The 21,141-nt window shown below is 59.0% G+C and carries 23 protein-coding genes; 6 read left to right on the plus strand and 17 right to left on the minus strand.

Annotated features, from left to right (window positions below):
* Positions 1-196: 196 nt before the first annotated feature.
* Positions 197-574: a 50S ribosomal protein L7/L12 gene (rplL, locus tag AC2FPW_RS15145; RefSeq protein WP_209507787.1), complete on the minus strand. Its 378-nt coding sequence runs from the start codon at positions 572-574 to the stop codon at positions 197-199.
* Between the two features lie 79 nt (positions 575-653).
* Positions 654-1,172: a 50S ribosomal protein L10 gene (gene rplJ / locus AC2FPW_RS15150; RefSeq protein WP_209507785.1), complete on the minus strand. Its 519-nt coding sequence runs from the start codon at positions 1,170-1,172 to the stop codon at positions 654-656.
* Between the two features lie 447 nt (positions 1,173-1,619).
* Here rplJ and AC2FPW_RS15155 point away from each other — a divergent pair, with 447 nt between their 5' ends.
* Positions 1,620-2,390 (plus strand): class II glutamine amidotransferase, encoded by a 771-nt coding sequence (locus AC2FPW_RS15155; RefSeq protein ID WP_496814360.1) that lies wholly within the window; start codon positions 1,620-1,622, stop codon positions 2,388-2,390.
* 55 nt (positions 2,391-2,445) lie between these two features.
* Here AC2FPW_RS15155 and rplA read toward each other — a convergent pair whose 3' ends face one another.
* Positions 2,446-3,144, minus strand: a complete 699-nt coding sequence (rplA, locus tag AC2FPW_RS15160) for a 50S ribosomal protein L1 (RefSeq protein WP_480484697.1) — start codon at positions 3,142-3,144, stop codon at positions 2,446-2,448.
* A 1-nt stretch (position 3,145) separates the two neighbouring features.
* A complete protein-coding gene (rplK, locus tag AC2FPW_RS15165; protein ID WP_010440985.1) occupies positions 3,146-3,595 on the minus strand; it encodes a 50S ribosomal protein L11 in 450 nt (149 codons plus the stop codon).
* Positions 3,596-4,041: 446 nt separating this feature from the next.
* Here rplK and AC2FPW_RS15170 point away from each other — a divergent pair, with 446 nt between their 5' ends.
* Complete coding sequence (locus AC2FPW_RS15170) at positions 4,042-5,253, plus strand: peptidoglycan-binding domain-containing protein (protein WP_267363515.1); 1,212 nt, start codon at positions 4,042-4,044, stop codon at positions 5,251-5,253.
* A gap of 96 nt (positions 5,254-5,349) precedes the next feature.
* On the opposite strand, the gene nusG is transcribed toward AC2FPW_RS15170, so the two are convergent.
* The 7 genes from nusG to AC2FPW_RS15205 all read right to left on the minus strand — a co-directional run bounded on the left by nusG (position 5,350) and on the right by AC2FPW_RS15205 (position 11,587).
* Entirely contained in the window at positions 5,350-5,883 is a 534-nt protein-coding gene (gene nusG, locus AC2FPW_RS15175) for a transcription termination/antitermination protein NusG (RefSeq protein WP_209507773.1), read from the minus strand.
* A 195-nt stretch (positions 5,884-6,078) separates the two neighbouring features.
* Positions 6,079-6,276, minus strand: coding sequence for a preprotein translocase subunit SecE (gene secE, locus AC2FPW_RS15180; protein ID WP_170427365.1), 198 nt, complete (start codon positions 6,274-6,276; stop codon positions 6,079-6,081).
* A gap of 99 nt (positions 6,277-6,375) precedes the next feature.
* A complete protein-coding gene (ccoS, locus tag AC2FPW_RS15185) occupies positions 6,376-6,534 on the minus strand; it encodes a cbb3-type cytochrome oxidase assembly protein CcoS (protein ID WP_209507770.1) in 159 nt (52 codons plus the stop codon).
* Positions 6,535-6,539: 5 nt separating this feature from the next.
* On the minus strand, positions 6,540-8,717 hold the full coding sequence (locus tag AC2FPW_RS15190; RefSeq protein ID WP_496814361.1) for a heavy metal translocating P-type ATPase: 2,178 nt from the start codon (positions 8,715-8,717) through the stop codon (positions 6,540-6,542).
* Between the two features lie 3 nt (positions 8,718-8,720).
* The gene (locus tag AC2FPW_RS15195) at positions 8,721-9,179 is read right to left on the minus strand and encodes a FixH family protein (RefSeq protein ID WP_209507766.1); all 459 of its coding nucleotides are present in this window, start codon (positions 9,177-9,179) and stop codon (positions 8,721-8,723) included.
* A gap of 2 nt (positions 9,180-9,181) precedes the next feature.
* Positions 9,182-10,609, minus strand: a complete 1,428-nt coding sequence (gene ccoG / locus AC2FPW_RS15200; RefSeq protein ID WP_480484692.1) for a cytochrome c oxidase accessory protein CcoG — start codon at positions 10,607-10,609, stop codon at positions 9,182-9,184.
* 102 nt (positions 10,610-10,711) lie between these two features.
* Positions 10,712-11,587, minus strand: coding sequence for a LysR family transcriptional regulator (locus tag AC2FPW_RS15205; RefSeq protein WP_496814362.1), 876 nt, complete (start codon positions 11,585-11,587; stop codon positions 10,712-10,714).
* A 100-nt stretch (positions 11,588-11,687) separates the two neighbouring features.
* Here AC2FPW_RS15205 and AC2FPW_RS15210 point away from each other — a divergent pair, with 100 nt between their 5' ends.
* Positions 11,688-11,846, plus strand: a complete 159-nt coding sequence (locus AC2FPW_RS15210) for a hypothetical protein (RefSeq protein ID WP_480488890.1) — start codon at positions 11,688-11,690, stop codon at positions 11,844-11,846.
* Between the two features lie 152 nt (positions 11,847-11,998).
* Here AC2FPW_RS15210 and ccoP read toward each other — a convergent pair whose 3' ends face one another.
* Genes ccoP through ccoN form a run of 4 tightly spaced genes read right to left on the minus strand, consistent with a single transcriptional unit; the run spans position 11,999 to position 15,409 of the window.
* The gene (gene ccoP, locus AC2FPW_RS15215; protein ID WP_267363525.1) at positions 11,999-12,862 is read right to left on the minus strand and encodes a cytochrome-c oxidase, cbb3-type subunit III; all 864 of its coding nucleotides are present in this window, start codon (positions 12,860-12,862) and stop codon (positions 11,999-12,001) included.
* Positions 12,859-13,044 (minus strand): cbb3-type cytochrome c oxidase subunit 3, encoded by a 186-nt coding sequence (locus AC2FPW_RS15220; protein ID WP_267363526.1) that lies wholly within the window; start codon positions 13,042-13,044, stop codon positions 12,859-12,861. The genes ccoP and AC2FPW_RS15220 overlap by 4 nt, the downstream gene beginning before the upstream one ends.
* Before the next feature lie 12 nt (positions 13,045-13,056).
* The gene (gene ccoO, locus AC2FPW_RS15225) at positions 13,057-13,785 is read right to left on the minus strand and encodes a cytochrome-c oxidase, cbb3-type subunit II (RefSeq protein ID WP_480484688.1); all 729 of its coding nucleotides are present in this window, start codon (positions 13,783-13,785) and stop codon (positions 13,057-13,059) included.
* Positions 13,786-13,801: 16 nt separating this feature from the next.
* Positions 13,802-15,409, minus strand: a complete 1,608-nt coding sequence (gene ccoN / locus AC2FPW_RS15230) for a cytochrome-c oxidase, cbb3-type subunit I (protein ID WP_480508578.1) — start codon at positions 15,407-15,409, stop codon at positions 13,802-13,804.
* 201 nt (positions 15,410-15,610) lie between these two features.
* Here ccoN and AC2FPW_RS15235 point away from each other — a divergent pair, with 201 nt between their 5' ends.
* Positions 15,611-16,450 (plus strand): universal stress protein, encoded by an 840-nt coding sequence (locus AC2FPW_RS15235; RefSeq protein ID WP_267363529.1) that lies wholly within the window; start codon positions 15,611-15,613, stop codon positions 16,448-16,450.
* Between the two features lie 39 nt (positions 16,451-16,489).
* Here AC2FPW_RS15235 and AC2FPW_RS15240 read toward each other — a convergent pair whose 3' ends face one another.
* Positions 16,490-16,744 (minus strand): GlsB/YeaQ/YmgE family stress response membrane protein, encoded by a 255-nt coding sequence (locus AC2FPW_RS15240; RefSeq protein WP_209598278.1) that lies wholly within the window; start codon positions 16,742-16,744, stop codon positions 16,490-16,492.
* Between the two features lie 73 nt (positions 16,745-16,817).
* Complete coding sequence (fnrL, locus tag AC2FPW_RS15245; RefSeq protein ID WP_267363531.1) at positions 16,818-17,561, minus strand: transcriptional regulator FnrL; 744 nt, start codon at positions 17,559-17,561, stop codon at positions 16,818-16,820.
* Positions 17,562-17,622: 61 nt separating this feature from the next.
* Here fnrL and hemN point away from each other — a divergent pair, with 61 nt between their 5' ends.
* Both hemN and AC2FPW_RS15255 read left to right on the plus strand, forming a co-directional pair.
* Complete coding sequence (gene hemN, locus AC2FPW_RS15250) at positions 17,623-18,978, plus strand: oxygen-independent coproporphyrinogen III oxidase (protein ID WP_496814364.1); 1,356 nt, start codon at positions 17,623-17,625, stop codon at positions 18,976-18,978.
* Positions 18,979-19,191: 213 nt separating this feature from the next.
* The gene (locus tag AC2FPW_RS15255) at positions 19,192-21,120 is read left to right on the plus strand and encodes an elongation factor G (protein WP_496814365.1); all 1,929 of its coding nucleotides are present in this window, start codon (positions 19,192-19,194) and stop codon (positions 21,118-21,120) included.
* Positions 21,121-21,141: the final 21 nt, after the last annotated feature.

Raw genomic sequence — 21,141 nt, forward strand, 5'->3', positions numbered from 1 at the left:
CATCTTGCACAATCGAGACAACACGTCCGGATCAATTCGTGGCCACCGTCCCGAAGGCGGCCTCCCGATCCGAAAACCGTGTCTTAGAAAACGCCCCATTCCGTGAGGCCCTTTCTAAGACAGGTTCGGCTGGACCCGGATTTCTCCGGATCCAGCCAAAATTTTCGGCGCATCAGCGATGCGCCTGAGACCAGGCTTAGGCCAGCTCGACTTCGGCGCCAGCTGCTTCCAGCTTGGCTTTGACGTCTTCGGCTTCGTCTTTCGACACGCCTTCTTTGATCTTGCCGCCAGCTTCGACCAGTTCCTTGGCTTCTTTCAGGCCCAGACCGGTGATGCCGCGAACTTCTTTGATCACGTTGATTTTCGAAGCGCCGGCGTTCTTCAGAACGACGTCGAATTCGGTTTTCTCTTCCTCAGCTGCGCCACCGGCGTCGCCACCAGCTGCTGCGACCATTACGGCGCCGCCAGCTGCGGGCTCGATGCCGTATTCGTCTTTGAGGATGGTTTTCAGTTCTTGTGCTTCCAGCAGGGTCAGACCCACGATGCTTTCTGCGAGTGCTTTCAGATCAGCCATTTTATCAGCTCTTTCCGTTTACAATGTGTGTTCCAACGTCAGGGTAGGTACCCTACGCAGATCATTCAGTGCCAACCGCTTACGCAGCTTCCGCCTTCTCTTCGATGGTGGAAAGGATGCTTGCGATATTGCTTGCAGGTGCGCCAATCGCGCCGGCGATGTTCGAAGCAGGTGCGCCAATGCAGCCCACGATCGAAGCAATAAGCTCCTCGCGAGACGGCATTTTCGAAACGGCTTCAACGCCTTTGCGGTCCAGAGCGTTCTCGCCCATTGCACCGCCGAGGATTTCAAATTTCTTGTTATCCTTGGCGAAGTCCTCGGCCACCTTGGCTGCTGCCACGGGGTCCTCGGAATAGGTCAGAACGGTCATCCCTGTCAGCAGGTCGGCCATGCTTGCACACGGCTTACCCTCGAGGGCGATTTTGGCGAGCCTGTTCTTGGCAACACGCACGGAGCCACCCGCGTCACGGGCACGTGCGCGAAGGTCCTGCATCTCGGCAACTGTCAGACCGGCGTAGTGGGCAACCACTACGACGCCAGAGCTTTCGAAGATTTGGCCGAGTTCCTCGACCACTTTCTCTTTCTGGGCTCTATCCACAGTTCTCTCCAAGTTAGGGGTGAGATCTCACCCCGGCTCATATTTGCCGCGGCTTGCGCCCCGGCGTTCAGGTCCGTTGTTACGGGATTGGCCAAAACTCGCCCGAGGGTGGGACCCTCAGAATTCTTTGGTCTTACCCGTCTCAGGCAGGGAATTAAGGGGCCATATGGCACCACCCACCGTCTTGGACGAAACAAAATAAAGCGCACGACGAATCGCACGCTTTATTCCGCAGGTCTACTTAGGACAGATGGCCGGGGTTTCCAAGAGGTAAATTGGGATAAATCAGAAGCAACAAGGGATGACCAGAACCACAAGATAAAGTGCGGTGACGAGCAATTGATTTGGTCGAATTTCAGGGCTGACGGCAAAATAGTTCGTGACATTGTTCCAAGTTCAAGACTGTAACCCGACAATTTTTCTCAGAAACAAGAAGAATCAGAACAAATGTGCAGAATTGCCGCCTATTGCGGACCAAGTATCCCGCTTGAAAACATCGTCATCCGGCCCCAGCATTCCTTGCTGGAGCAAAGCCAGCACGCGGCCGAAGCTAAACTTGCCGTCAATGGCGATGGCTTTGGTATGGCCTGGTACGCAGACCAGGATCGCCCCGGCCTGTACAGGGATGTCCTGCCCGCGTGGTCGGATGGTAACCTGGTCGATCTTTGCAGGATGATAAAATCCTCGCTGTTTCTGGCCCATGTCCGCGCGTCGACGTTCGGCGAAGTGTCGCGCGCAAACTGCCACCCTTTCACGTTTGGCAAATGGTCCTTCATGCATAATGGCCAGATTGGCGAGTTCGGGCGTTTGCGAAGACAGCTTGAATCCTCACTGCCGGACGAACTTTATGCGGCGCGGCGCGGGTCGACGGATTCAGAGCTTCTGTTTCTGCTCCTGCTGGCAAACGGGCTGGATGATGCGCCGCAGGACGCTGTTGTCGCAACTCTGCGTCAGATCGATGCGCTTGACGGTCATCGGACGCAACCGGATCGCATGGCCGTCGCCTTTTCAGATGGGCAGAGCCTGTATGCGTTTCGATATTCCAGCGACCAGCGCAGCCCGTCCCTGTATTTCGGGGAAGGGCTGGACCACGGCGGCAGGGTCATCGCGTCCGAGCCTCTGGACAAGGGCACAGGAAAATGGGTGCCCATTGAAGACCGGAGCTTCTTCACCCTGACCGGCGATACAGCCAGCCACACAGCGTTGCGGTTCAGCTAAAAAAATGGGCGGTCCGAAGGGACCGCCCGCAACATTGCTTTGGCGTAGGTCAGGCTTATTCGCCCGAAGCTTCTGCCACATCAACGGTCACACCAGGGCCCATGGTCGAGCTCAGCGCGATTTTCTTCATGTAGGTGCCCTTGGCGCCCGACGGCTTGGCCCGTGCAACAGCCGAGACGAAAGCGCGAATGTTTTCGACCAGCTTGGCTTCGTCAAACGACGCTTTGCCAACGCCTGCGTGCACAACGCCGCCTTTTTCCGCCTTGAACTGAACTTCACCGCCTTTGGCTGCTTCCACGGCTGCTTTCACGTCCATGGTCACAGTGCCAACCTTGGGGTTCGGCATCAGGTTACGGGGGCCCAGAACCTTACCCAGACGACCGACGATCGGCATCATGTCCGGGGTTGCAATGCAGCGATCGAATTCGATGGAGCCGCCCTGAATGGTTTCCATCAGGTCTTCTGCACCAACGATATCCGCGCCTGCTTCTTTCGCTTCGTCAGCCTTCGCGCCACGTGCGAACACAGCAACGCGCATGTCTTTGCCTGTGCCGTTCGGCAGTCCGACAACGCCGCGCACCATCTGGTCTGCGTGACGGGTGTCAACGCCCAGGTTCATCGCGATTTCGATGGTCTCGTCGAATTTCGAAGTTGCATTGGCTTTGACCAGGGCAACAGCTTCGTCCACCGACAGGTTTTCCTTGCCAGCGACGGCTTCGCGCGCAGCGCGGGTACGTTTACCGAGTTTTGCCATCTTACTTCACCTCGATGCCCATGGAGCGGGCCGAGCCCAGGATGATCTGCATTGCGCCTTCGACGTCGTTGGCGTTCAGATCTTTCATTTTGGCTTCGGCGATTTCACGAACCTGCTTGGAGGTCACGGTTGCCACGGTCTCGCGACCTGGGTTTTCCGCGCCGCGGGGGCGGTTACGCTTACCGACCGGCTTAAGACCAGCAGCTTTTTTCAGGTAGTAAGACGCGGGCGGCGTCTTGATGTCCATGGTGAAGGACTTGTCCTGATAATAGGTGATCACGGTCGGGCACGGCGCGCCGGGCTCCATATCTGCGGTCTTGGCGTTGAACGCCTTGCAGAATTCCATGATGTTGATGCCGCGCTGACCCAGCGCCGGACCAACTGGCGGCGACGGGTTCGCCTGACCTGCAGGAACCTGCAGTTTCATTGTACCAGCAAGCTTCTTAGCCATTTGGTTTTCCTTTCAACTAGGGTGAAACGCGTCTCACCCGGATTTTGTTGCGTGGTCCGGCCCAGGATCGCGACCCCGGTAACCTCCCACGAGAGAATCTCGCCCGAAGACGATGGGGCGGCATTTACAGGGGATCATGGGGGTTGGCAAGTGGCCTGCCTTTCAATTCGGGATCACCGAATCGAGTTCCAAGTCGATGAACACCGGCGTTGACGCGCCAGGGCGGGAAAGTGCTGATCATTCCGGTCAAAGCCAGGAAAAACCAGTCGGCCTGAAACACAAGGTATCGCACCATATTAAGGGTTTAATTTGCTTGAAAAAACCGGAGCGAACCCGGCACCCGATTGAAAGACTACCGAGGCTTCGTTCCTTGCACCGCATAAATAACCGCGCCATGCTGCGGCTGTGCTATACTTGGTCAGAACAAATTTGTTCGGAGGTTCGTCATGATTATTCGTTTATTCACTATGCTAATCGCCGCGCTGTCTTTTGCAGCAGCCGTTCCCCAGACCGCGCGGGCCGATGCGGGCGACTTTATCGGCGGTGCTGTCGTTGGCGGGGTCGTCGGATACGCGATCGGCAAAGACCAGCAAAAGAAAAAGTCCCGGTCTTCAAGCCAGACCTACCGGTCGGGCATTCCATCGACCTCGCAAGGGGCGCAAACGCAGACCGCGCTCAACTATTTCGGCTATAACGCCGGGCGTGTCGATGGGCAGGTCGGGCATGGAACCCGGTCGGCGATCGAACGCTACCAGGTGTCCATGGGCTATCCTGTGAATGGCTATGACTTCCAGCCCTATCAGTATGACTTTCTGATGCAGGCCTATTACTGGGCGACAAGCGGTGGGCAGGCGGCAACCCAGCTTTCGGGTCAACCGCTCTTGATGGCCTATCGCCAACAGGTGCAAACCGGCTCTGCCTTGGCGGCGGCACCTCAGACCCAGGCACCGGCCATCCCGGTTATCACGCCTCAACAGGCCGAACCGGCAACGAGCGCCACTGAAACCACGACAGCCAGCCTGCCGAGCCTGTTTTCCGGCGGAACCGGAGGCCCGTCGCTGGCCAATCGGTGCAGCGGGGTCATGCTGCAAACGTCGACCAATGGCGGCTATACGACCCTGTCTAACATGTCCGATCCTGACTTTGCGCTCAGCGAGCAGTTCTGCCTTGCCCGCAGCTATGCGATGGCACAGGGCGAAGAGCTGATGCAGGGCATTCAGGGTCTTACACCCGATCAGGTCGCAGACCAGTGCGCCGCCTTTGGCGACATGTTGGCACCGCAAGTTGACGCGCTGTCTATCAACTCGAAATCAGAGGCTGAAACCCAGGTGCGCAAGCTTGCCTTGGATTCGGGTCTTAGCCCTGCTGATCTTGCCGCAACCAGCAAGGTCTGCCTTGCGATGGGATATCGTCAGGACAACATGGATACCGCAGTTGGGTCTGCGCTGATGCTGGTTGCCATGGGTGAACCCGCATACGGAGAACTGGTCGGTCACCATCTGCGCGAAGGCTTTGGTGTTCAGGCGCGCCGCGATCTTGCGATGCAATGGTATGATGCAAGCCTTTCGGCGCTGGATGCCGGGTCGCAGGCGGTCTTCCTGCCGTCCCAGACCGACCGCCCGCAGCTTTTGCGCGCAGCCATGGTTCAGTCGCAGTAAGCCCATTTGAAAACTGTATAGGCCCGTGCAGGGCTGAAACTGAAAACGCCGCTATGCTTTCACATCGCGGCGTTTCGAATTTCTCTGGAAGCGCGCTTAGCTCTGCTTCGTGACCTGAGTAAAGTCCAGCTCAACTGGGGTTTCGCGGCCAAAGATCGAGACCGATACTTTCAGCTTCTGCGCCTCGTCGTCCACGCCTTCGACCATGCCGTCGAAATCCTCGAACGGGCCGTCGTTGACCTTGACCTTCTCGCCGATCTCGAAGGTGATCATCAGCTTGGGCGCTTCTTCGCCTTCCTGAACGCGGTTGAGGATCTGGTTCACCTCGGCGTCGCGCATCGGCATCGGGCGACCCTGCGGGCCCAGAAAGCCGGTGACGCGGTTGATCGAGTTGATCAGGTGATAGCCCTGATCCGACATTTCCATATGCACCAGCACGTAACCCGGCATAAAGCGGCGTTCGGTGGTGACCTTCTTGCCCCGGCGCACTTCGATCACCTCTTCGGTGGGCACCAGAACTTCGTCGATATCGTTCTCAAGGCCCTGTTCAGCCACCGACGTGCGGATCTGCTCTGCGATCTTCTTTTCGAAATTCGAAAGAACGCTGACCGAGTACCACCGTTTCGCCATGAACCTGTCGTCCTTGTTTGTCTTCGGGGCATCACATATTGCGGACACACCCGTCATTTAAATCCTGTCACGTCATCCGGAATAAAAAGCGGCGCGTGACCCGAATCGCCACACGCCCATTCCGAATATGCGTCACCTACTCTGACATCGCGCGAGGTGCAAGGGGCAGTCGTATTTGCCCCCGCCTGGACCGGCTTAGCCGAAAGCGCCGAGAATTAGCTGAAGGCCGCCCCGGATACCCAGATCGACCAAAGCAAAAAACACAGCTGTCAGCGCCGCCATGATGAAGACCATGACCGTGGTCAACAGCACTTCGCGCCGGGTCGGCCAGACGACCTTGGAAACTTCGGCACGGACTTGCTGAATGAACTGGATCGGGTTGGTGGTGGCCATTTGGCGTGTTCTCTCTGCTTGCGGATGGGCCGGACATAGCCGGGCATTGCGGCAATTTCAAGGGCGCTTGGATGAACTCTGTGCGTATCGGGCGATTGGTCAGGGTTTGGGTTTGTCGTCCCACTCGTCACTCAGGATGCGGCGCGCATCGCCATCGGGGTCTTCGTACTGATTGGAACGAACGGTATAGATAAAGGCGACCAGACCAACGCCCCCCAGAAACAGGGAAATCGGGATCAGATAGGCAAGCACTTCCATCAGGGTTACCTCAGCCGCAATGCGTTCAGCGATACGGTAATCGACGAGGTCGACATCGCCAAGGCCGCGATCAGCGGTGTCGCCAGTCCGATCACGGCCAGCGGAACGGCAATCACGTTGTAAACGGTTGCGATCTGGAAGTTCTCGCGAATGCGACGGGTGGCCTTGATGGCCGTATCGCAGGCATCCGCAATGGGCAGAAGGTCATTGCCCAGAAGAACGATGTCCGAGGCAACCCGCGCCGCATCCAGCGCCGAGGCCGGAGAGATCGACACATGTGCCGCCGCCAAAGCAGCCGTATCGTTCAGGCCGTCCCCCACCATCAGAACTTTGCGGCCCTGGTCCCTGAGGTCCTGAATGCGCTGTGCCTTGTCCTGCGGCAAAGCCTCGGCGACCCAATCCGTTATTCCCAGCTTCTCGGCCAATGCGCGCACGGCACCTTTCGAATCCCCCGAGATCAACAGCACATGCTTGCCCGACGCGCGCAACGCTTCCACCGCCTCGTCCGCGCCCGGGCGCAACGCGTCCGAGAAGCGGAACGCCAAGGGCGCATCGTCGCCAATTGCAAGCCAGGCGGACGTTTCCGCGCCCTGCTGTGCGCCAACCCATGCGGCCCGGCCCAAACGAACGCGTTGACCGCGGTATTCCCCTTGGGTGCCGTATCCCGGCACTTCGGTAATGTCCCGGACGTTAGCAGGTTTGATCCCGGCCTGCCGCGCGGCCTTTGCCAATGACACGGACAAGGGATGCGCGGAGGCCTCGGCCAAGGCCAGCGCGACCTCGACCTGTGCGCGGGCGTGGTCGCCAAGATTGACCAGTTCCGGCGCACCCGAGGTCAGTGTGCCCGTCTTGTCGAACACCACGGTGTCGGTCTCGGACAACCGTTCGAGCGCGGTTGCGTGCTTGATCAGCATACCCTTGCGGAACAACCGGCCCGAGGCAGCGGTGGTCACTGCCGGAACAGCCAGACCCAAGGCGCAGGGACAGGTGATGATCAGAACCGCCGCGGCGATGTTCAGAGCGGTGCGCAAATCGCCCGAATAGATGTACCACCCCACAAAGCTGAGCGCCGAAAGGATGTGGACACCGGGCGCGTAAAGCTTGGCGGCCTTGTCGGCCAGCGAGGTATAGCGGGACCGCCCCGATTCAGCGATGGCCACCAGATCCGCCATCCGGTGCAGCGACGTATCCTGCCCCACAGCTGTCGCGCGCAGGGTCAGCGGACCCGTCAGGTTGACCTCGCCCGCGCTGACCTGCTGGCCGGCTTCGGCAAACACCGGCAGGGTTTCCCCCGTCAACAGCGAGCGGTCCAGTTCGGACTGACCAGACACGATCTGACCGTCCGCCGGCATTCGGCCACCGGGGCGCACAAGGATCAGATCACCGACCTTCAGATCGGCCACTGCAACTTCGGCCTCCACCCCGTCCACGATACGGATCGCGCGCGGCACTTCCAGAGCGGTGAGCTCTTCTGCGGCGGATCGGGCTGCGGCGCGGGTGCGGTAGTCCAGATACCGGCCTGCCAGCAGGAAGAAAGTCAGGGTTAGCGCGGCATCGAAATAGGCGTGCTCTCCGCTCAGTGCGGTCTCCCACAGGGAGGTGACCAGCGCCAGCAGGATCGCCAGCGTGATCGGCACATCCATGTTCAGCCGCCGCACCCGCAGGGCGCTCCAGGCGTTGGCAAAGAAAGGTTGAGCCGAGAAGGCAATGGCAGGCAGCGCGATTGCAGCGGAAATCCAGTGGAACATGTCGCGCGTCGCGTCTGTTGCGCCGGACCAGACCGACACCGACAACAGCATCACGTTCATGGATGCGAACCCGGCGACGGCCAGTCGCATCAGCAGGTCACGCCCCGCCTTGTCCGCCTGTGTTGCCGACAAAGCGCCGGGGTCAAGCTCGTGCGCTTCGAAACCTGCCTGTTCAAGCACCGGGATCAAATCGGCCGCGCGGGTTTCCGGCGCGGCTTTGATCATCGCCCGTTTCAGAGTCAGGTTGACCCGCGCGTCTTCGACACCGGGATGGGCGTTCAGTTCACGTTCGACCGTCGCGATACAGGCCGAGCAGTGGATGCCCGGCAGGGACAGGGCAATCTGCACATCTTCCGGAATCGGGCGCGCGGGTTCTGCTGGTGCTGCCAGACACCCCGGACAGGCCGCCGTACCGGATGAAAGCTGCGCCGTCATCGGCTATCCTTTCACGTACAGCGGAACGCGCTGCGAAAACTCGGCGCCACTGCCGTCACGCGCGACCAACCGGATATTCCAGTTGCCCTTGCCCAGCGTGGCAGGCGTGGCATAGGCCGCGCCGTCAAAGGTGAAATCCGGTGCAAAATCGTCCCGCACATGGGTTGCGCGGCCAACCACCGCCTGCAACTCGCTGACCTGAACCGGTGCACCGGTCGCGTCCGTAATATGCAGGATCAGAAGGCCACCTTTGGTTTCTGCCCGAACCGTCCAGCCCAATGCCTGCTGCTCTTTCAGGCGATCGTTGAACTCCTGGCTGGCAACGTAGGAATTCTTGACCTCCAGCCCGGGAAACGTTTTCACCGCATTATAAGCCAGCACGAGGTTCACCGCGATGATCACGCCAAAGGCACCGACAAACACCGCCAGAGCGTGCTTTCCGGTGAATTTACGTTCGGCCATGATCAGTTCCCCCGTCCGTTGAACGTGGTGTCCTTGTAAGCGCGTTCGCCGCTGCTGAGGTCTTCGACCCAGATCCGCACTGGTGTCGCTTCTGCTGCCGCCGGACCGCTGTCACGGGATGCCACGATATATACACGGGTCAATTGTGCCGTATCCGCCGTGACATTCACAGTATCGATCTTGGTTCCCTCAATTTCCAGTCGCATCGACGGATCGCCCGCCAGAGACAATTTGAACAGGCGGTCCTCGCCGTGCTTGTTGCGCAGTCTGACATCATAGGTGTTCCGAATGGTGCCGTCTGACAGGGTGACAAAGGTCGGGTTGCGCACGGGCGCTACGGTCAGATCGATGTCAGAGCGAATGAACAGGGCGAACAGCAGCGCAAACCCCACCAGTGACCACAACGAGGTGTACAGGATCGTGCGGGGCCGGAAGATGTGTTTCCAGACATTCTTGGGCGGTTGGCCTGAGCGTTCGCGTGGCTCGTCGCTGAGCGCCATATAGTCGATCAGCCCGCGCGGTTTGCCGATCTTGGCCATCATGTCATCACACGCGTCGATACAAAGGGCACAGGTGATACATTCAAGCTGCTGACCATCCCGGATATCGATCCCAACAGGGCAGACATTCACGCAGGCCATGCAGTCGATGCAATCCCCCAACTCGGAATCGGCTGTTCGCTTGCCTTTGCCGCGCGGCTCGCCGCGCCATTCGCGGTATCCCACGACCAGCGTGTCTTCATCCATCATCGCGGCCTGAATGCGCGGCCAAGGACACGCGTAGATACAAATCTGTTCGCGGGCGAACCCGCCAAAAAAGAAGGTCGTGCCGGTCAGAACCAGCATCGTCGTGTAAGCGACGGGATGCGCGTTACCCGTCACAAGATCGCGGAGCAGCGTCGGCGCATCCGCAAAATAAAACACCCAGGCGCCGCCGGTGGCCAGACCGATCAGGAACCAGGTCACCCATTTCGTCACCCGGAGCCGTGCCTTGCGGAAATCCAGCTTTTCCTGACGATGCAGGCGCAAACGGGCGTTCCTGTCGCCTTCGATCCAGCGCTCGACCAGAATGAAAAGGTCAGTCCAGACCGTTTGCGGGCAGGCATACCCGCACCAGACCCGCCCCAGCGCAGAAGTAAACAGAAACAGACCCAGCCCCGCCATGATCAGCAGGCCCGCCACGAAATAGAACTCGTGCGGCCAGATTTCGATCCAGAAGAAATAGAAGCGCCGGTTTGCCAGATCCAGCAGCACGGCCTGATCCGGCAGGCTGGGGCCACGATCCCATCTGATCCAGGGCGTAACGTAGTAAATGCCCAGTGTCACGATGAGGATGATCCATTTCAGGTTTCGAAATGGCCCAGAAACGCGTCTTGGAAAGATCGGTTCTCGTGCGGCGTATAGGCTGGGGGTGGGGTTGGAATCGCTCACAGGCTGGCTCCGGTACTGGCTCTTCTGAGTGTGTGTTCTTCCAGATCACGTGCATAGCAACTTTGACATGGGTCAAAACGCGCATCGTACAGACACCTTTTATCACATTTCCCGTGCCTGACGCCTCAACCACGTCACAAATGTCTTTACTGCGGGTCTAAGTGCCGAATTTGGCGTCACAATATGGTAACCGCGCGTATCCGGCTCTGCATAAAGCTCGACAATACGACCGGCCTTGATGTCCGGCTCGACGAAATGTCGCACTGTGACAGTGACCCCCTGCCCGGCCCTCAGTCCGTCCAGTACCAGGTTTCCCGGCAACTCGGTGCGCCCGGCGCCGCGTTCAGGACCGGCACCGTGTTCGGCCAGCCAGGTCGTCGCCTCGGTGGTGCCGATTTCCTCAAGCCAGGGCAGCTGGGCCAGCTCGGTCGGAGTCCATGATGTCTTTTCCCCCAGCAGTTTCGGGGCGGCGACGATGACCACGGGCGACTGCAACAGCATTTCAGATTGCACACCGGTCCAACCGCCGGGGCCGTACCGAATGGCAATATCGATCCCACCCGGTCGCAATTCGACAATTTCCGCAGTAGGATCGAGGATCAGGTTCACCTCGGGGTGGGTTTCGCGAAAGGCCGGCAGGCGCGGCATCAGCCAAGAGGCCGCAAAAGAAGATGTCAGCGACACGTGGACCGGGCGATCCTGACCAGACCGCGTCAAATCCCCCACTGCCGCCTCGATCGCGGCAAACCCGAGTTGCAGGGCTCGGGCCAGGTGTTCGCCATCGGCGGTCAGGGTCATGGCTTTGCCGGTTCGATCCAGCAAGGCAGCACCCAGATGTTTCTCAAGTACGCGCAACTGTTGGCTAATCGCCGCATGGCTTACGTTTAGCGCAGCACCAGCTTCGACGACGTTGCGTTTTTCAGCAAATGCCGCAAACGCCCTCAGCGCGGCCAACGGGGGAAGCGACAACCAATTCATATGTAATCCTGACTTACACTATGGAATGGTATTTGAGTCGCATTCAGCACCTCAAAGGTCAATCTTTATTGCAGAGATACCCGTGCAGAGGAGACCAACCATGCTGACTGTTTTTGCCAGATCTTTCATGACCGCAACCCGGATCAATGCGCCGCATATTCGCGATGCGCCAAAGCCGGGTCGCCACAAACGCCGTTGGCTGCCGGAAGGTCATTGGTGGATTAAAAACCCGCGCGAGGTGGATCCGAGCAACTTTTGACGCAGGGAACAGTAAACCTGAATCTGGACCACAGGTTTAAGTGGCCTTATTGTGGGAAAAAAGCACCGGCTGTTCAGGAAACGCGCGAACAGATGGAACAGCCGGTGCCCCAGCCTTCGGGCGGCGAACCGCCCGAAGGTGTTCTTTATATCTTACTGACCGCCGCCCAACTGGTGGACATAGGCAGATACGGCGCGAATCTGCGCCTCGGTCAGGCGGGTATCCCAGTTCGGCATGACGCCAAAGCGGCTGTAAGTTACGGTTTCCGTCAGCGTTTCTTCGCTGCCACCGTAAAGCCAGATCGCGTCAGTCAGGTTCGGCGCACCCTGGAAGATATCACCTGTGCCATCCTCGCCGTGACAGGCCGCGCAGTTGTCTTCGAAGACAACTTTGCCTGCCTGCGCTGCCGCATCGTCGGTCTGGGCGTTGCTCAGCGACATGACGTACTGGACCACCTGCGTGATTTCCTCATGTTCGAGGATTTCGCCAAAGGCCGGCATCTCGGAATAGCGCGCATCGTCGCTTTCTTCGTTCCGGACACCGTAGCTGACGGTGTAGACGATGTCGTCCAGCGTTCCACCCCACAGCCAGGCATCATCCAGCAGGTTCGGGAAACCCGGCGCACCCTGCGCACCCGAACCATGGCATTGTGCGCACCAGGTCCGGAACACCGCACCGCCCGAGTTCACGGCATATTGCTGAAGCTCTGCATCCTTAGAGATGTCTTCCAGCGAAGTTTCCACCAGCTTGGCGTTCCAGGGCGCGTTTGCCTCTTCGAAGGCCACCATGTCCTGCTGTACGTTTTCACGGGTTGACCATCCCAGCACACCGGCTGTCGCGCCATGGACCAGGGGCCAGGCCGGAAACATGATCGTATAGATCACGCCCCAGAAGATGGTGGCGTAGAAGGTCCATAGCCACCAGCGCGGCATGGGGTTGTCGAATTCCTCGATCCCGTCCCAGCTGTGCCCGGTTGTATTAGGATCGCCCGGCTGTTTATCAGGTGTCTTGCTCATTGCCGCGCCTCCTTGGGTGTGGCGGGTTTGTCTTGGTGCCGGAAGGGGATGTTGGCGGTGTCCTTGTATTCCTTGCTGGCACCGGGGCGGAAAACCCAGATCACGATGCCAACGAAGAAGACAAACAACACAAGCAGCATCCAGCTATCCGCGAACTGTCGAAGAAGTGTGTATTCTTCCATCACACCCTCCTGTTAACGGCTTGCATCCGGGGTAAAGGTCGAGAAATCGACCAGCGTACCCAGCATTTGCAGATAGGCGATCAGCGCGTCGGCTTCGGTCAGTTCAGGCTGACCATCGAAGTTGCGCACGTTAACCTTGTCACCGTACCGCTCGAGCAGACCGTCGTAGTCACTGTCAGGATCGGCCTGCGCGCTGAAATCGGCAACCGCGTTTTCCAGCATCTCGTCGGTATAGGGGGTGCCGACAACCGCATTGGTCGCCATGATGTCACCGATATACTTGCCGTCGATCTTGCGATGTTCGAGGAAGCCGTATTTTGGCATCACCGATTCAGGCACCACAGACTGCGGGTTGCGCAGGTGGTCCATCTGCCACTGATCCGAATAGCGGCCACCCACACGTGCCAGATCAGGTCCGGTACGCTTTGATCCCCACTGGAACGGGTGGTCATACATCGATTCAGCCGCCAGCGAGTAGTGGCCATAGCGCTCGACCTCGTCCCGCATCGGGCGGATCATCTGGCTGTGACAGACATAGCAGCCTTCGCGGATGTAAATCTCACGCCCTGCCATTTCGAGAGGGGTGTAAGGGCGCATGCCCTCCACCTTCTCGATGGTGTTCTCAAGATAGAACAGCGGGGTGATCTGCACCAGGCCACCGATGGTCACGACCAGAAAGCTGAAGATCAGCAGGAGGGTCGCGTTGGTCTCGAGGATCTTATGTTTGTCGAGAATTGCCATTGCTCCGGCCCTCCCTCTATTCAGCCGGGACCGCGACGGTCAGGCTGGCCTCTTTGGCCGGCGCTTTCCGCACAGTCATCCACAGGTTGTAGCACATGATCACGGCGCCAGCGACGAACATCACGCCACCCAGAGCACGCACCACATACATTGGGAACTTGGCGGCCACGGTGTCAGCGAACGAGTTCACCAGGAAGCCGTTTGCATCCACTTCACGCCACATCAGGCCTTCCATGATACCGGTGACCCACATCGACGCGGCATAAAGCACGATGCCGATCGTGGCGAGCCAGAAGTGCCAGCTGACCATTTGCAGCGAGTACAGACGCTCGCGCTTCCACAGGACAGGCACCAGGAAGTACAGCGCACCAAAAGTGATCATGCCGTTCCAGCCCAGCGCGCCCGAATGCACGTGACCAATGGTCCAGTCGGTGTAGTGGCTGAGGCTGTTCACAGCACGGATCGACATCATCGGACCTTCAAAGGTAGACATGCCGTAGAAGCCGACCGAGATGACCATCATGCGGATGATCGGATCGGTGCGCAGCTTGTCCCAGGCCCCCGACAGGGTCATCAGACCGTTGATCATACCACCCCAGGACGGCATCCACAGGATCACCGAGAACACCATGCCCAGCGTCGACGCCCAGTCAGGCAGCGCGGTATAGTGCAGGTGGTGTGGACCGGCCCAGATATACAGGAAGATCAGCGCCCAGAAGTGGATGATCGACAGCTTGTAGGAAAACACCGGACGTTCGGCCTGTTTCGGGATGAAATAGTACATCATGCCCAGGAAACCCGCGGTCAGGAAGAAGCCCACAGCGTTGTGGCCATACCACCACTGGATCATGGCATCCTGCACGCCTGACCAGACGATGACCGATTTCGAACCCCAGATGCTGACCGGGATGGTCATGTTGTTGACCAGATGCAGCATGGCGACGGTGACGATAAAGGCCAGATAGAACCAGTTGGCCACATAGATGTGGGGTTCTTTCCGCTTGATGATCGTACCCAGGTAGACAGCCAGATAGGCGACCCAAACAATGGTCAGCCACAGATCGACATACCATTCAGGTTCGGCATATTCCTTGGACTGCGTTCCGCCCAGCACATAGCCGGTTGCGGCCAGCACAATGAACAGCTGATAGCCCCAGAACACGAACCACGCGAGGTTTCCGCCCCAAAGCCGCGCCGCGCTGGTACGCTGAACCACGTAGAACGAGGTTGCGATCAATGCGTTACCGCCAAAGGCAAAAATGACTGCCGAGGTGTGCAACGGACGCAAACGACCAAAGTTCAGATAACCCTGCGCCCATTCGAAGTTCAGTACCGGAAACGCCAGCTGAAACGCGATAAAGGTCCCGGCGAGGAACCCGATCACGCCCCAGAAGGCAGTTGCGATCACGCCATAGCGGATCACGCCATCCATGTATTCGCCCGAGCGGTCGATCTGAATATCTGGCTCGTCAGTGTTTCGAAGCGTCCAGATGAACAGGCCACCGGCGATGAGCATCACCAGCAGCGCATGTACCTGATACGCCAAATCGCGTGCATAATTGGTTCCGATCGCTGCAAACAGCGCGATCAGACCAAGCACGATCAGCTTGATGTAATTCGACATATTGCGTCCCTTTGCCATGCTCCGCGCGCTTTTGATTCTTATGACGCGCGAAACCCATTTGACTGGCTGCCGTTCTGAAGCACGGCCACCCTCATTGCTTTGATCTGTATCAAGACAGCCCAGCGTTTTCTATGACACGCATGGTAGTAGAAAAGGGCTAACAGGTCACATGAGACCAATTGCCCGAAACATGAGGTCAAAATGGCGTATAAATCTCTTCTCACAGTCATGACCGAAACGCAGACTGCACAGGCTGCTTTGGCGCAGATTGTGGCCCTGGCCGAGTCTCAGGATGCCCATGCCGAAGTCCTGTGTCTGGGTGTCGATCGCAGTCAGACAGGTTATTATTATGCGGGTGCCAATGCGTTGATCGTTCAGGAAACGCTGAACCGGGCCAATGCCGAAGCACAGGATTTGCTGACCTTTGCCAATGATTATCTCGGCAAATCCGGCGTACGCTGGTCCGCCGAACACGGCGTTGCACAGATTGCTGATATCGGGCGCCACGTCGCGCACCGGGCCCGGTTTTCCGACCTTGTGATCCTGCCGCATCCGTATGGTGAAGGTCGCGGGGCCGAGGCCGAACCCATTATCGAAGCGGCCATGTTCGAAGGACATTGCCCGGTTCTTGTAGTTCCCGACAGCGGCGCGCCGTTGAAAGCCCCGGGCAACATCATGATCGCCTGGAACGAAAGCGTCGAGGCCATGTGCGCCATCCGGCGGGCCCTGCCCTTCCTCAAACAGGCCGAGATCGTCCGTATTGTGGTCATCGACCCGCCACAGCATGGGCCGGACCGGTCAGACCCGGGTGGGATGCTGTCCCAGATGCTGGCCCGTCATGGTGTCAAATGCGAGATCGACGTGCTCAGCAAGACCATGACCCGCGTCTCGGATATCCTTAATCGCCACGCGACGGATACCGAATCGGACATGATCGTGATGGGCGCTTATGGTCATTCCCGCTTTCGCGAAGCCATTCTGGGCGGGGCGACCCGGAACATGCTGGAACAATCCTCGGTTCCGGTGTTCCTGGCGCACTGACCCAATCAAGTTAAAAAGCCGCCTCGACAGGCGGCTTTTTCACCCCCGGCGGATGAGGCCGATCAGGAACAACAGGATCACGGCCCCAATTGTCGCGAAAAGGATCGACGAGAACAGGCCCCCGCCAACGGAAAAACCAAGCGCCGGAAAGATCATGCCCGACAGGAACGCGCCTACGATGCCGACGATGATGTTACCGATCAGGCCGAACCCACGGCCTTCCATGATCTTTCCCGACAGCCATCCGGCGATTGCGCCAATGAACAGCATTGCCAACAGACTGCTGAACCCCATGCCACACTCCTATGTTAGTACGTGAACCGACCGGATGGTCGCGGTAAGCGAATTCTGCCGAATGAAAGACTGGTCAGACCAGAAACCCGCCATCGGAATCGTCGCCTGCTTCTTCCATGAGTCGCCCAAGATCGGGGATGGTCACGTGACGTTTGCCTTCCAGTAAGATCAAACCGTCCTTTTTCAGAGCTGAAATCTGGCGGCTGACCGTCTCAAGCGTAAGTCCCAGATAATCCGCCATGGCTTCTCGGGTCAGGGGCAGGTCGAACACGATCGGTCCCGACAGGCCCTTTTGACCAATCGACGCATCCCGCCGGGCAATGATCGAAATCAGGCTGGCAATCTTTTCGCGCGCTGTCTTGCGACCCAGAACCAGCATCCATTCGCGGGCGGCGTCAAGCTCGTCCAATGTCATCTGCAGCAGGCGATGCGCGATGTGAGGCGTTTCGTCCATCAGCTCTTCGAATGGTTTCTTGCGGAAACAGCACATCACGACATCCGTTGTCGCCTGTACATCGTAAGGCGCAACGTCGCGCCCCGGGCGACCGACGAAATCGCTGGGCAGAAGCAGACCGACCATCTGGGTGCGCCCGTCTTCCATGGTTTGCGTCAGCGATGCGATTCCCGATACGACCGAGCCGACGAAGTTCATCTGGTCGCCCGACCAGATGATGGTCTGACCCGCCTCGAAACTGCGGTAATATTTAATGCCGTCAAGCGCTTCCAGCTCGTCCGCGTCACAGCGGGCGCAGACCGCGCGATGTCGTATCGGGCAGTCTTCGCAATTTGAGTGATCGAACTGTGCTTTTATTGTCATCTGCGTTTCCACTTGATCTCCGTCAAAGCACCTAAGTCGCCTGCCCCCTAAGGGTATCGTCATGATAGTGAAACCACAATTGGCAAAGCTTGGACTTTTTGACGCGAAAGTACCGCGTTACACAAGCTATCCCACAGCGCCCCATTTCAACAATGACGTGGGGGCGGACATGTTTGGCGACTGGATTTCGGGAATCAAACCCGGCAGCGCCATATCCCTTTATATCCACGTCCCGTTCTGCCGCAGGCTGTGCTGGTTTTGCGCCTGCAGAACGCAAGGCACACAAACCGACAATCCGGTGATTGCCTATGTGGATGTTCTGAAAGCCGAGCTGGACCTGCTGGCGGCGCGCCTGCCCGCGGGGGTGGTCCTGTCGCGCCTGCACTGGGGCGGCGGTACGCCAACGTTGCTGAATGCCCAGCTGATGCGCGATCTGGCACAGCACATTCTGCGGATCGTCCCCATGGGGCCGGATGCCGAATTCTCGGTTGAAATCGATCCGAACGAGATTGACGAGGCACGTCTGGATGCGCTGGCAGAGGCAGGCATGAACCGTGCCTCGATCGGGGTGCAGGATTTCGACGATGAAATCCAGAAAACCATTGGCCGCATTCAAAGCTACGATACCACGCGCGACGCTATCGACATGATCCGCGCACGTGGCATTGCCAGCCTGAACGCGGACATCCTTTACGGGCTGCCGCATCAGACCAAAGCCCGGATGACGGAAAGCGTGCAGAAGCTTTTGTCGCTCAGCCCGGATCGCGTGGCGCTATATGGGTATGCCCATGTGCCGTGGATGGCCAAACGGCAGCAACTGATCCCGTCGGACGCACTGCCAACGCCCGAACAACGGCTGGAACTGTTCGACACCGCCCGCCGCCTGTTCCTGTGGGACAACTACGCCGAGATCGGCATCGACCATTTTGCCACACAGGATGACGGGCTGACCCATGCCCTGCGCGCGGGTCGTCTAAAGCGGAACTTCCAGGGTTATACCGACGATCAGGCCGATGTGCTGATCGGTGTCGGGGCCAGCTCGATCTCGCGCTTTCCACAAGGCTATGCGCAGAATGCCCCGGCTACGTCTGCTCATACCAAGGCCATTCGCAACGGGCAGTTCTCGACATCCCGCGGGCACCTGTTCAAAGGTCAGGACATTCTGCGCGCCCGTCTGATCGAAGCACTGATGTGCGATTTCCGGATCGATTCGGCTGAAATCCTGCGCGATCACGATATCTCGGCCGCAGCGCTGAACGAGATGTATCGTGCCGCCAACGCCTCATTCGACGGGCTGCTGCAAATCAGCGAGGAAGGACTGTTCATTCCCCCCGAGGCGCGCGCGCTGACTCGGATGGTTGCCCGCAGCTTTGACGCTTACGACCTCAGCAAAGCCGGGCACAGTTCGGCGATCTGACCTCTCTTTTTGCGGGCAACAATCAGCCCGTAAAGCACAAAACACATCGGGGGCTTGACGCACGCCTGCGGTTTTTCCCACACTCAAGCTGTAGGGTGATGTTTCGCCCTGCGGCCTGAGGCGGGCAAATTACAGACAGTCCTAGCTGACGCAACTGCGTCGGACGGCCCTTTTCGTGCAGCCATTCTGCAACCTGAAAGAGGGACAACACTCATGCGCGTATTCACCGTCCTCGGGCCCAGCCAGTCGGGCAAATCTACCCTGGTCGAGGCCATCAGCCGCCTCGACGGGCGCCCGACCACATTCGATGTTTCCGGAACCGTGCACTTGCACGGTTTTTCTTACCTGGGCGAGCCCTGGTGCGCGGTCGACGTGGATGGGGGTGGCGATTCCCTCGCTTATGTCGGGCCTGCCATGGCAATCTCGGACGCTGCCGTTATCGTGGTACCGCCCGATCCAAATGCCGCTGTGCTGTGTGCGCCTTATCTTCGGCTGGTGGAAGAGGCGGGCATTCCCTGTTTTCTTTTCATCAACCGCATGGACAACCCCAATGGCCGCATCCGCGACATCATCGCGGCGCTGCAAACCTATTGCACACATCACATCGCCCTGCGTCAGGTCCCGATCCGCGAGGGGGACACGATCATCGGCGCGGTCGATCTGATCTCGGAGCGGGCGTGGAAGTATCAGGAGGGCCAGCCGTCGGCCCTGATCGAGCTGCCCAAATCTGTCGAGGATCGCGAGCAGGAAGCCCGGACCGAGTTGCTTGAAACACTTTCCGATTTCGATGACCACCTGCTGGAACAGCTGATCGAAGACAAACAGCCCCCAAGCGATGAGGTTTATGAGCTGGCCGCTCAGGTTCTACAGAATCATCAGTTGATCCCCGCCTGCCTGGGCGCCGCAAGCCACGGCAACGGGCTGACGCGCCTGATGAAAGCGCTGCGTCATGAGGCCCCAGAGTTTGATATCGCGGCCGGACGGGACGAGGCCGCCGAAAGTGCCCGTGCCATCGCTGGATTTGCGGATGTCAAAAAGCATATCGGAAAGATCATCGTTCTGCGCGGCCTTGGGGACGGGGTAAAAGCGCATGAGGCGTTGGGCGGTGAAACCGTCGGCAACCTGACAACACTGGACGCCAAGACCCAGATCGCCACGCTGGAGGCCGGGCAGATCGGACTGGCGGTCAAATCCGATCACCTCAACCCCGGATACATTTATGACAGTTCCTCCGCGACGGAACTGCCGGAATGGGCGTCGTCTCATCCGGTCGCGCATCGTCAGGTCGTCTCGCCCGCGCATGAGCGGGACGATGTGCGCCTGTCAAACGCCCTTAGCCGTCTGGCCGAAATCGATCCGGGCCTGCACCTGCAACAGGATGAGATGAGCGGCCATTCGATCCTCGGCTCGCAAGGTCCGCAGCATATGCGCCGCGTGACCGCCAAGCTGGCCGAGGATTTCGGGATCGAGATCGAGGCGGAACAGGTGGAAACCGCCTATCGCGAAACCATCCGCGCAACGGTTGAGCATCGCCATCGCCATCGCAAACAGTCCGGCGGCGCGGGGCAATTCGCAGATGTGGTGATTTCGGTCGCGCCTTTGCCGCGCGGATCGGGGTTCCAGTTCGATGAGGTGGTCAAGGGCGGTGCCGTTCCCAAGAACTACATCCCGTCTGTGGAACACGGAGCCAAGGACGCATTGGAACAAGGCCCCGAAGGCTTTCCCGTAGTTGATGTCAAAGTGACCCTGAGCGATGGCAAACACCACAATGTGGACAGTTCGGATTATGCCTTCCGGACCGCAGGCAAGAACGCGGTGCGCGAGGCATTGCCACAGGCCAAACCTGTCGTCCTGCAACCGATCCTGAGCGCCGAGATACACCTGCCCTCGGCTTTTGTGGGCGATCTCGTACCAACGATCAGCACCCTTCAGGGGCAAGTTCTGGGATTTGAGGGCAACCCGAATGCGACGGGCTGGGAGATATTCAATGCCCAATTGCCCGCCGTTGCCGAGGACGAGCTGCACCGCACCCTTGCCAGTGCCACGCGCGGGACCGGGTGGGTCAAGCTGAGCTTTGATCACTACGAGGAACTGCGCGGGCCTGTGCCCCAGTCATCGGCGCGGGAAAAGGCCAGCGCCTAACGCGCGACACCGGGCGGGCTG

Source organism: Ruegeria sp. SATB027 (assembly GCF_059613825.1).

Bases quoted from the DNA above. Each gene is read 5' to 3' on its own strand.
- ccoP (WP_267363525.1), bottom strand. From the start codon at position 12,862: ATGAGCAAGACACCTGATAAACAGCCGGGCGATCCTAATACAACCGGG.
- AC2FPW_RS15205 (WP_496814362.1), bottom strand. From the start codon at position 11,587: ATGAATTGGTTGTCGCTTCCCCCGTTGGCCGCGCTGAGGGCGTTTGCG.
- ccoS (WP_209507770.1), bottom strand. From the start codon at position 6,534: ATGGAAGTGCTTGCCTATCTGATCCCGATTTCCCTGTTTCTGGGGGGC.
- nusG (WP_209507773.1), bottom strand. From the start codon at position 5,883: ATGGCGAAACGGTGGTACTCGGTCAGCGTTCTTTCGAATTTCGAAAAG.
- AC2FPW_RS15235 (WP_267363529.1), top strand. From the start codon at position 15,611: ATGGCGTATAAATCTCTTCTCACAGTCATGACCGAAACGCAGACTGCA.
- secE (WP_170427365.1), bottom strand. From the start codon at position 6,276: ATGGCCACCACCAACCCGATCCAGTTCATTCAGCAAGTCCGTGCCGAA.
- rplA (WP_480484697.1), bottom strand. From the start codon at position 3,144: ATGGCAAAACTCGGTAAACGTACCCGCGCTGCGCGCGAAGCCGTCGCT.
- ccoN (WP_480508578.1), bottom strand. From the start codon at position 15,409: ATGTCGAATTACATCAAGCTGATCGTGCTTGGTCTGATCGCGCTGTTT.
- AC2FPW_RS15195 (WP_209507766.1), bottom strand. From the start codon at position 9,179: ATGGCCGAACGTAAATTCACCGGAAAGCACGCTCTGGCGGTGTTTGTC.
- rplL (WP_209507787.1), bottom strand. From the start codon at position 574: ATGGCTGATCTGAAAGCACTCGCAGAAAGCATCGTGGGTCTGACCCTG.
- AC2FPW_RS15190 (WP_496814361.1), bottom strand. From the start codon at position 8,717: ATGACGGCGCAGCTTTCATCCGGTACGGCGGCCTGTCCGGGGTGTCTG.
- fnrL (WP_267363531.1), bottom strand. From the start codon at position 17,561: ATGACAATAAAAGCACAGTTCGATCACTCAAATTGCGAAGACTGCCCG.
- AC2FPW_RS15155 (WP_496814360.1), top strand. From the start codon at position 1,620: ATGTGCAGAATTGCCGCCTATTGCGGACCAAGTATCCCGCTTGAAAAC.
- AC2FPW_RS15240 (WP_209598278.1), bottom strand. From the start codon at position 16,744: ATGGGGTTCAGCAGTCTGTTGGCAATGCTGTTCATTGGCGCAATCGCC.
- AC2FPW_RS15210 (WP_480488890.1), top strand. From the start codon at position 11,688: ATGCTGACTGTTTTTGCCAGATCTTTCATGACCGCAACCCGGATCAAT.
- rplK (WP_010440985.1), bottom strand. From the start codon at position 3,595: ATGGCTAAGAAGCTTGCTGGTACAATGAAACTGCAGGTTCCTGCAGGT.
- ccoO (WP_480484688.1), bottom strand. From the start codon at position 13,785: ATGGCAATTCTCGACAAACATAAGATCCTCGAGACCAACGCGACCCTC.
- AC2FPW_RS15255 (WP_496814365.1), top strand. From the start codon at position 19,192: ATGCGCGTATTCACCGTCCTCGGGCCCAGCCAGTCGGGCAAATCTACC.
- AC2FPW_RS15170 (WP_267363515.1), top strand. From the start codon at position 4,042: ATGATTATTCGTTTATTCACTATGCTAATCGCCGCGCTGTCTTTTGCA.
- AC2FPW_RS15220 (WP_267363526.1), bottom strand. From the start codon at position 13,044: ATGGAAGAATACACACTTCTTCGACAGTTCGCGGATAGCTGGATGCTG.
- hemN (WP_496814364.1), top strand. From the start codon at position 17,623: ATGATAGTGAAACCACAATTGGCAAAGCTTGGACTTTTTGACGCGAAA.